Origin of the sequence: Streptomyces sp. ADMS, assembly GCF_033441795.1 — a bacterium.
Lineage (GTDB): Bacteria > Actinomycetota > Actinomycetes > Streptomycetales > Streptomycetaceae > Streptomyces.
On record NZ_JAVFVX010000146.1, the window covers coordinates 1 to 8990 of the forward strand.

Annotated in this window: 10 protein-coding genes; 3 read left to right on the plus strand and 7 right to left on the minus strand. The window is 69.3% G+C overall.

All coding sequences use genetic code 11. The features are described 5' to 3' along the window. Positions 1–142: 142 nt before the first annotated feature. The 5 genes from RB628_RS36055 to ehuB all read right to left on the minus strand — a co-directional run bounded on the left by RB628_RS36055 (position 143) and on the right by ehuB (position 4102). Positions 143–901: an IclR family transcriptional regulator gene (locus RB628_RS36055; protein WP_318324855.1), complete on the minus strand. Its 759-nt coding sequence runs from the start codon at positions 899–901 to the stop codon at positions 143–145. A 190-nt stretch (positions 902–1091) separates the two neighbouring features. Then, positions 1092–1862: an ectoine/hydroxyectoine ABC transporter ATP-binding protein EhuA gene (gene ehuA, locus RB628_RS36060; RefSeq protein WP_318324856.1), complete on the minus strand. Its 771-nt coding sequence runs from the start codon at positions 1860–1862 to the stop codon at positions 1092–1094. Then, positions 1852–2502 carry an ectoine/hydroxyectoine ABC transporter permease subunit EhuD gene (gene ehuD / locus RB628_RS36065; RefSeq protein ID WP_318324857.1) on the minus strand — a complete coding sequence of 217 codons (651 nt, stop codon included), beginning with the start codon at positions 2500–2502 and terminating at the stop codon, positions 1852–1854. The genes ehuA and ehuD overlap by 11 nt, the downstream gene beginning before the upstream one ends. Further along, complete coding sequence (gene ehuC, locus RB628_RS36070; RefSeq protein WP_318324858.1) at positions 2499–3203, minus strand: ectoine/hydroxyectoine ABC transporter permease subunit EhuC; 705 nt, start codon at positions 3201–3203, stop codon at positions 2499–2501. Before ehuC ends, ehuD begins: the two co-directional genes overlap by 4 nt. After that, positions 3200–4102 carry an ectoine/hydroxyectoine ABC transporter substrate-binding protein EhuB gene (gene ehuB, locus RB628_RS36075; RefSeq protein WP_318324859.1) on the minus strand — a complete coding sequence of 301 codons (903 nt, stop codon included), beginning with the start codon at positions 4100–4102 and terminating at the stop codon, positions 3200–3202. Before ehuB ends, ehuC begins: the two co-directional genes overlap by 4 nt. A 56-nt stretch (positions 4103–4158) precedes the next feature. Here ehuB and RB628_RS36080 point away from each other — a divergent pair, with 56 nt between their 5' ends. Next, a complete protein-coding gene (locus RB628_RS36080) occupies positions 4159–4674 on the plus strand; it encodes a DUF3830 family protein (RefSeq protein ID WP_318324860.1) in 516 nt (171 codons plus the stop codon). Here the strand turns inward: RB628_RS36080 and RB628_RS36085 are convergent. Next, the gene (locus RB628_RS36085) at positions 4655–6082 is read right to left on the minus strand and encodes an amidase (RefSeq protein WP_318324861.1); all 1428 of its coding nucleotides are present in this window, start codon (positions 6080–6082) and stop codon (positions 4655–4657) included. The two genes, RB628_RS36080 and RB628_RS36085, sit on opposite strands and share 20 nt — an antisense overlap. Before the next feature lie 22 nt (positions 6083–6104). Continuing rightward, positions 6105–7055 carry a D-2-hydroxyacid dehydrogenase gene (locus RB628_RS36090; RefSeq protein WP_318324862.1) on the minus strand — a complete coding sequence of 317 codons (951 nt, stop codon included), beginning with the start codon at positions 7053–7055 and terminating at the stop codon, positions 6105–6107. Positions 7056–7205: 150 nt separating this feature from the next. Here RB628_RS36090 and RB628_RS36095 point away from each other — a divergent pair, with 150 nt between their 5' ends. Further along, positions 7206–8036, plus strand: a complete 831-nt coding sequence (locus RB628_RS36095) for a decarboxylase (protein ID WP_318324867.1) — start codon at positions 7206–7208, stop codon at positions 8034–8036. Beyond that, on the plus strand, positions 8033–8764 hold the full coding sequence (locus tag RB628_RS36100) for a decarboxylase (protein ID WP_318324863.1): 732 nt from the start codon (positions 8033–8035) through the stop codon (positions 8762–8764). Before RB628_RS36095 ends, RB628_RS36100 begins: the two co-directional genes overlap by 4 nt. Positions 8765–8990 lie beyond the last annotated feature (226 nt).

The following is an 8990-nucleotide window of genomic DNA, read 5'->3' on the forward strand; positions in this document are numbered from 1 at the left end:
ACCCCGGACCCGCTGATTAAGAGTCAGCTGCTCTAACCAACTGAGCTAGCGGCGCATGACTCTCGCCGACCGCTCTCGCGGCTGGCGACAGGAAAAATACTACCTGGTCCGGCGCAGTGCTCCGGACCAGGTGGAGGCGCCCTCAGATGGCCAGCGAGAGCAGCAGGGGCGCCGCACCCCTGTTCAGCCGGTCCGCCGCCTGGCGCAGGCGGTGGGCGTGGCGGACCGGCAGCGAGAGAGCGAGGCAGCCGACCGTGGAGCCGGCCGTGATCGGGACCGCCGCGCAGACCGTGCCGACCGCGTACTCCTGGAGGTCCAGGACCGGCACCGTGGGCGGCTGGGTCTCCAGACGGGAGAGCAGGAGCCGCTCGTTGGTGATCGTGCGCGAGGTCAGACGGGCCAGCTTGTGGCGGGCGAGATGGTCGCGGCGGCTGTTGTGGTCGAGCTGCCCCAGCAGGCTCTTGCCGATCGCGCTGGCATGCGCGGCCGAGCGGAAGTCGACCCACTCGTTGACGGCGGGCGTCGCCGCGCTGTCCGCGCACTGGGTGACATGGATCTCGCCGTCGACGTACCGGCTCATGTAGATCGCCGCGCCCACCGAGTCGCGCAGCCGGTCGAGGGTGTGCTGGAGCTGGGTGCGCAGGGCCTGGTCGTGCCCGTGGGTGGAGCCGAGGCGGCTGAGGGTGGTGCCGGTGACGTAGGAACCGTCGGCGGCCTGTTCGACGTATCCCTCGCGACGCAGCATGCGCAGGAGGGGGGTGAGCCGGTCTGTGCCGAGGCGGGTCTGACGGGCGATTTCGGCGTCGGTGACACCGGCGGAGTGCTGCGCCACCGTTTCCAGGACGCGCAGAGCGTCCTGGGCGGAGTGGAGCGGCGCGGTCGGCTCGTGCTTGAGAGCCACGGTGTTCCCCCTGGCTTGCTTTTAGCCGTGATCCGGACAGCCAATCCCCTCCACGATAGCCGCCAAGGGCTGCACGTGGAGGGGACGTTGGCGAGATTGTCGCCCTGGTTGCGGCCTCTCAACAGGGGCGTGTTCATCTGGCATATGCCATAGGCATGAAGAGAGTGTTTTCGGCGCCCTTACGGCACGGTCAGAGCACCGCGCTGAGGAATTCGCGCGTTCTGTCCCGCTCCGGATCGCTGAAGATCTTCTCCGGCGGACCGGACTCGATCACATGGCCGGAATCGAACATCAGCACTTGGTCGGAGATATCCCGGGCGAAACCCATCTCGTGGGTCACACAGAGCATCGTGATGTCGGTGGTACGGGCGATGTCCCGCAACACGTCCAGGACGCCCGCGACCAGCTCGGGGTCGAGCGCCGAGGTCACCTCGTCGAGCAGCAGCACCTGCGGGCGCATGGCCAGCGCCCGCGCGATCGCCACCCGCTGCTGCTGCCCGCCCGACAACCGGGACGGACGCTCGTCGCACTTGTCCGCGAGGCCCACCAGCTCCAGCAGCTCCCGCCCGCGCGCGTCCGCCTCGTCCTTCGGCAGACCGAGGACGGTGACGGGCGCCTCGGTGACGTTGCGCAGCACGCTCATGTTCGGGAACAGGTTGAAGTGCTGGAACACCATCCCGATCTTCTTCCGCACCTCGCGCACCCGCTTCTCGGGCGCCGGGAACAACTGCTCCCCGTCGACGGTGATCGTGCCCTCGTCGGGCTTGGCCAGCGTCATCAGCATCCGCAGGATCGTCGTCTTGCCGGACCCGGACGGACCGATGAGCGTGACATGCCGCCCCGCCTCGACGGAGAGGCTCAGCCGGTCGAGGACGGTCTGCTCACCGAACCGCTTGGTGACCTGGTCCAGCCGGACCAGTTCCGGGGGTGCGTCTACAGGAGTGTGGGTGTCAGCCGGCAAGACGTCGCTCCAGGGTTCGGACGAGAAGGGAGGCGGGAAGGGAGATGAGGACGAAGGCGACGCCGATCACGGTCAGCGGCTCGGTGAACTGGAAGTGCTCCTGGGAGAAGAGCCGCGCCTCGCCGAGCATCTCCAGCACGGTGATCGTCATCAGCAGCGGTGTGTCCTTGAGCATCGCGATCACGTAGTTGCCGAGCGCCGGTACGACCCGGCGCACCGCCTGCGGCAGGATCACCGCCGTCCAGGTGCGCCGCACGGGCAGACTGAGCGCGGTGGCCGCCTCCCACTGGCCCGGCGGCACGGCCTCGATGCCGGCGCGGTAGACCTGCATCGTGTACGTCGAGTAGTGCAGCCCGATCGCGACGACACCGGTGGTCAGCGCGGAGGCGGCGATGCCCCACTCGGGCAGGACGTAGAAGAGGAAGAACAACTGCACGAGCAGCGGTGTGTCCCGCACGAACTCCGTGACCACCCCCACCGGCCAGCGCACCCAGCGCGTCGGCGTCCGCATCAGCAGCGCCCAGACCAGCCCCAGGGTGAAGGAGATCAGCGACCCGAGGGCCAGTGCCTGGAGGGTGACGAGCAGCCCGTCCCAGAGGTGCGGCATGAAGTCGCGTACGGCGTTCCAGTCCCACTTCACGCGACACCTCCCGTCGGCTGCCCCACCGGCCGACGGGCCGTCCGTACCGCGGCCTGTCCGGCCAGCTGCTCCTTCAGGCGCTTCTCCAGGCCGCGCATCAGCCGGGTGAGGAGGAAGGCGATCACGAAGTAGATCACCAGGATGTACGAGTAGATCTCCGCGCTCTCCTGCAGCGCGAGCCGCACCAGATTGCCGCTGAAGGCCAGATCACCCATGCCCATGACGGAGACCAGCGCGGTGCCCTTGAGCAGCTCGATCAGCAGGTTGCAGAAGGAGGGGATCATCTCCGGCACCGCCTGCGGCAGCAGGATCAGCCGCATCCGCTGCCAGGGCGTGAACCCGAGCGCTATCCCGCCCTCACGCTGCGCCGGCTCGACGGCGGTCAGCGCCCCGCGCACGATCTCCGTCCCGTACGCGCCGTAGGTGAGCCCGAGCGCGAGCGTGCCCGCCCACGTCGGCACCAGCTGCCAGCCGAAGGCCGGCGGCAGCACGAAGTACACCCAGAAGATCATCACGAGTGCCGAGGTCCCGCGGAACACCTCGGTGTAGCAGCCCGCGAGGAAGCGCACGGACCGCAGCCGGTGGGTCCGCGCGATCCCGACGACGAAGGCGACGACGGCGCCCAACAGTGCGCTGAACACAAGGAGTTGGACGGTGACCCAGACTCCCTTGATGACAAGTTCCCAGAGTCCCGGAGTCATTGGCCGCACAACTCCTTCGCGGTCATGTCGGTCATCTCGGCCCGGCTGAAGCCGAACGGCCTGAGGATGCGGAACAACTCCCCGCTCTTCTTCAGCTTCCGCAGCTCGACGTTGAAGGCGTCCCGCAGCCGCGTCTCGGTCGGCCGGAACGCGAACGCGCCTCCGTCGACGTGCGGCTTGCCGTCGACGAGCGGGGCGAAGGCCTTGGTCGCCTCCGCCTTGCGGGACTTCTTCACGACGGCCCGGGTGGTGAGGGCCGTACCGGCGAAGACGTCGACACGGCCGGCCTCGACGGCGTTCAGCCCGGCGACCTGGTCGGGCACGATGAGAATGTCGCTTTCCTTGTAGCCGGCCTCGACGGCGTACTGGATCTCCGCATATCCGGTGCCGGTCGCGAACCTGGCCTTCTTCTCGACAACGTCCCGGTAGTCGTGCAGACCCTTGGGATTTCCCTTGCGGACGATGAAGGAATCGAGCATCTGGTAGTCGGGGTCGGCGAAGATCACCTGTTCGCAGCGTTCCGCGTTGACGTACATCCCGGCGGCCACGACATCGAACTGCTGGGAATTCAGGCCGGGAATGAGCGACCCGAACTCGGTGGGCACGGGCTGGACCCGGTCCACCCCCAGCCGCTTGAAGATGGCCCTTCCCAACTCCGGTGCCTCGCCGGTCAGTCCGCCGTTCTTGTCGATGTATCCGAAGGGAATCTCCCCGGCGATACCGAGCCGTACGACACCCTGCGCCCGAAGCCGCTCGAGCAGGTCACCGCCCTCGACGCCGGAGGCCGTGGCCACGCGACTGCAGCCGACGGTGCCGAGGGAGCCGACCGTGCCGAGCGCCGCTACCCTCGCGAGCAGCGACCGGCGTCTCATACCTGGTGGTTCGAGTGATGGAGCCATGGCCGCGCAGCTACCCGAGAGTGCACAAGTTATGCACCCGGGAATGCGGGGAACGCATGAGAGGCATGGAACACAAGGGTGATGATCGATACATCGAAGTGTCACTGGCCGCCCGGGCGATCCACTGCACGGCGAAACTCCTGACCGACCGCGCCCCGATCACCTGCGAGACCGTGTGGAACGCCCTGCCGTTGTCCGGCGACGTCTACCACGCCAAGTACGCGCGCAACGAGATATACGCTCTCTTCCCGCCGTTCGCGAAATCGGGACCACCCCTGGAAAATCCGACAGTTACCCCGATCCCCGGAGATCTCTGCTATTTCGCATTCGCCGGAGCGGAGCTCGGAACAAAGGCGTACGGCTACGACCGCGAGGTCAGGCCCGGAACGACGCTGGTGGACCTGGCCCTGTTCTACGAGCGCAACAACCTGCTGCTGAACGGCGATGTGGGCTGGGTGCCGGGCACGGTGTGGGGCGAGGTGGTCGAGGGCCTGCCGGAGATGGCTCAGGCGTGCAACGACTTGTGGCGGTCGGGCGCGGCGGGGGAGACGCTCAGCTTCCGCCGGGCCTGAGTCCGTCGTTCGTGAGCACCTCCTCCAGTGCGTGCGCGGCCCGCAGCACCAGGTCGTCCCGGTGCCGGGCCGCGACGAGTTGCATCCCGACCGGCAGCCCGTCACCGTCGACCCCCACAGGGAGGCTCGCGGCGGGCTGCTGCGTCATGTTGAACGGGTACGTGAACGGAGTCCACCCCGTCCAGCGCCGCAGCCCCGAACCGACGGGCACCTCAACTCCCGCCTCGAACGCGGTGATCGGCATAGTGGGGGTCAACAGCAGGTCGTACGAATCATGGAAGAGGCCCATTCGCCGCCCGAGTTCCATCCGGACATCGACGGCGGCCAGATAGTCGAGCGCGCTGACACGACCGCCCAGCGCCCGGATCTCCCGCAGCCCGGGATCGAGCGACTCCAGCTGCCGAGCCCCGAGCCGCTGGGTGACCCGGGCCGCCCCGCTGAACCACAGGGTGTGAAAGGCGTCCACCGGGTCGGCGAAGTCGGGGTCGGTCTCGGTGACGTACGCGCCGAGTTCCGCGAGCCGCTCCACCGCCCGCCGGACCACGCCGGCCACCGCCGGACGCACCGCGACCTGACCGCCGAGGGAGGGCGAGTAGGCCACCCGCAGCCCCCGCACCCCGCCGGACAGGGAGCCCGCACACGAACCGGAGCCCGGCGGCCCGAGCGCCGACCAGTCACGGGAGTCGGGCCCGCTGATCACATCCATCAGCAGCGCCGAGTCGGCCACGGTCCGGGTCATCGGCCCGACGTGGGCGAGCGTCCCGAAGGCGCTGGCGGGATAGAGGGGGACACGGCCGTACGTCGGCTTCAGCGCGAAGATCCCGCAGAACGCCGCCGGGATACGGACACTGCCCCCGCCGTCCGTACCGAGGGACAGCGGCCCGGCGCCCAGCGCCACGGCGGCGGCGCTCCCGCCGCTCGACCCACCGGCGGTGCGCGAGGTGTCGTACGGATTGCGGGTGACGCCGGACAGCGGCGAATCGGTGACGCCCTTCCAGCCGTACTCGGGGGTGGTCGTCTTGCCGAGGAAGACGGCGCCGTGCTCGCGCAGCCGGGCGGTGGAGGGCGCGTCCTCGCCCCAGCTGCCGCCGCTGTCAACGGTCTTGGAGCCACGGAGGGTGGGGGTGCCGCGCAGCAGGATGATGTCCTTCACAGTCGTGGGCACGCCGTCCACGAGCCCCGCCGGCTCACCGCGCCGCCACCGGTCGGCGGACTCGCGGGCCTGCGCCAGCGCGGTGTCCGCGTCGATCCGGACGAACGCGTTGACGACGGGCTGGAGTTGCTCGGCCCGCTCCAGTGCGGCGCGGGTGGCGTCGACGGGGCTGAACTCGCCCTTGCGGTAACCGTCGAGGAGCTGGACGGCGGTGAGTTCGGCCAACTCGGTGGGTTCGGACTCGCGCTCGGTCATCGTCGGCCCCTCCGGTAGTGCGTCAGTGCCCCGGTACGTACCCGCGCTGCTTGTCGACGACGTTCGTCAGCGTCTTCCCCGCCTCCCACCGCTCGTACAACTCGACGAACTGCGCGCCGAGTTCATCGCGCCAGCCCACCGTGTCGCCGCTCATGTGCGGGGAGACGACCAGTCCGGGCGCCTCCCACAAGGGGCTGCCGGACGTGAGCGGTTCGTGCTCGAACACGTCCAGCGCGGCACCCGCGATCCACCGTTTCGACAGCGCCTCGCCGAGCGCGGTCTCGTCGACGAGCTGTCCCCGGCCGACGTTGATGAAGCGCGCCGAGGGCTGCATGACGCCGAAACGGCGGCTGTCGAACATGTGGTGCGTGTCGGCGGTGAGGGGAGCGGCGGCGATCACCCAATCGGCGCGCGCCATCAGCCGGTTGAGGTCGTCGGGCCCGTGGATACCGGTACGCGGGGTGCGCCCGACGACCGCCGTGGTCACCCCAAGTGCCTTGAGGTACTGGGCGATCGTTCGCCCGATGGGACCCGACCCGACGACACAGGCCTTCGTCCCGGCGACCCGCTGAGACTCCCGGTGCCGCCACTCGTGCCGCCGCTGGAGGTCCAGGGTCCTCGGCAGATCCTTGGCCATGGCGAGAACGAGAGCGGCGACGTACTCGGCGATGGGCTGGTCGAAGATGCCCCGCGCATTGGTCACCACGGTGTCGGACACGGCGAGTTCGGGACACATCAGATGGTCCACACCGGCACTCGCGGTGTGCACCCAGCGCGGGCGCGCCCCCTCGCCCGGCCAGGCGGCCCGCACGGCGTGCGAGGCGAAGTCCCAGACGAGCAGGACATCGGCGTACGGGAGTTGCCCGGCGAGAGTGGTCTCGTCGGCGTGCACGATCCGGGCCCGACCGGTGAGCCGGCCCAGGCGGGGTGGTGGGTCGGCGTCGAGGACGAGGAGCGTGGGGGGCGCGGGCATCGAGAGCCGTTTCCGATCGGGGAGGCTGGATGGCTGGGCGTCTGACATGCGCGGATTGACCACGCTCGCACCCGAACCTACCTTCGTCAACACGGACGTCGCGTACGGTCCGTTGCCACGTCGTTCCTCACTGTGAGGTCGGTGTCTGTCATGGATGTGTCGTTTCTCGGTGGACCGCGCCCGCAGCGCGGTGTCGGCGTGGTCGCCCCCTTCGACTTCGCTCTGGACCGCGAGCTGTGGCGCTGGGTCCCGGACGAGGTGTCCCTCCACCTCACCCGCACCCCGTACGTCCCCGTGGAGGTCAGCCTCCACCTGGCCCGCCTGGTCAGCGAGCACGAGACACTCGGCGACGCGGTACGCACCCTCAACGTCATCGCCCCCGAGATCGTCGCCTACGCCTGCACCTCCGGCAGCTTCGTCGGAGGTGTCGCCGGTGAGCGGGCGATGTGCGAGGCGATGACACGGGCGGGCGAGGTCCCGGCGGTGACGACCTCGGGAGCACTGCTGGAGGCACTCATGGAACTCTCCGTACGCAGGGTGGCGCTCGTCACGCCCTACACGGTGTCGGTGACGCGGTCACTGGAGGAGTACGTGGCCGAGGCGGGCGTCACGGTCACGGGATGCGCGTTCATGGGCCTGACCCGGCACATCTGGAAGGTCCCGTACCGAGCTGTGGCGGACATGGCGAGGCAGGCGACGGAAGGGACGCGGCCGGAGGCGTTGTTCATCAGCTGCACGAACCTCCCCACGTACGACGTCATCGCACAGCTGGAGGCGGAACTGCGCATCCCGGTGATCTCGGCCAACCAGGTAACGATGTGGGCAGCACTGCGTCGACTGGGTACCCGGGCGGTGGGGCCGTATCAGGCGCTGCTGGACGAGTCGGCGCGCGCATGGCCCCCGGTGCTGCCGAGAGAGCGGCAGGAGCGGCAGGAGCAGCAGGAGCAGCGCAGGCGACAAGAGCAGGAAGGCTGGACATGACGGCACTCGGATTCCTCTACCCGGGCCACTCCGCCGAGGACGACTACCAGCGCATCGAGCAGATGCTCGGCAGTGACATCCGGCTGGATCTGGTCCATACGGACATCGGCGAGGACGCGCACCGGGTGGACGCGCTCCTGGAGATGGGCTCGGCGGACCGTCTCGCGGCGGGCGTGGAGGAGCTGCGGCTGTGCGGCGCGGAGGCGGTGGTGTGGGCGTGCACCAGCGGCAGCTTCGTGTACGGGTGGGAGGGCGCGCATGAACAGGTACGCGCCCTTGCCCGGGCCGCGGGCATGCCGGCGTCGTCGACGTCGTTCGCCTTTGTGCACGCGGTACGGGAGCTGGGGGTACGGAGGGTGGCGATCGGGGCGACGTACCCGGCGGACGTGGCCGAACTGTTCGCGGAGTTCCTGAGGGCGGCGGGGATCGAGGTGACGGGTCTCCACGGTGCCGGGATCATCACGGCGGCGGAAGTGGGGGAGTGGAGCGAGGAGGAGGTGGCGGCGCTGGCCCAGGACTCCGACCAGGCGGACGCGGAGGCGCTGCTTCTCCCGGACACGGCACTGCACACGGCGTCGAGCATCGCCTCCCTGGAGGAACAACTGGCGAAGCCGGTGCTGACGGCGAACCAGGTGTCGGTATGGGAGGCCTTGAGGCTGACGACCCGCAAAGTGAACGCACCGATCCTGGGCAGGCTGTTCAGGAGGGAACCGTTGGTACAGGCGTGACGCACCCGCAGTCCCTACCGCCGCTGCTTCGGCCCAGGCCGCGTCTCCCACCCACCAACCCGTTTGCCGCATCTGTCCAGCCCAGGCCGAGGAATCCCGGCCCGGCCGGCGTTCCGACACACAGGGCCTGAAGGCAAGGCCGGTTGAGCCCGAGCCTCCCACCCGCCTGCTGGCCCCGCCGTTCCTGCAGACAGGTGGTGCCCCTTTGGTGTGGGCCGTTGCTCCC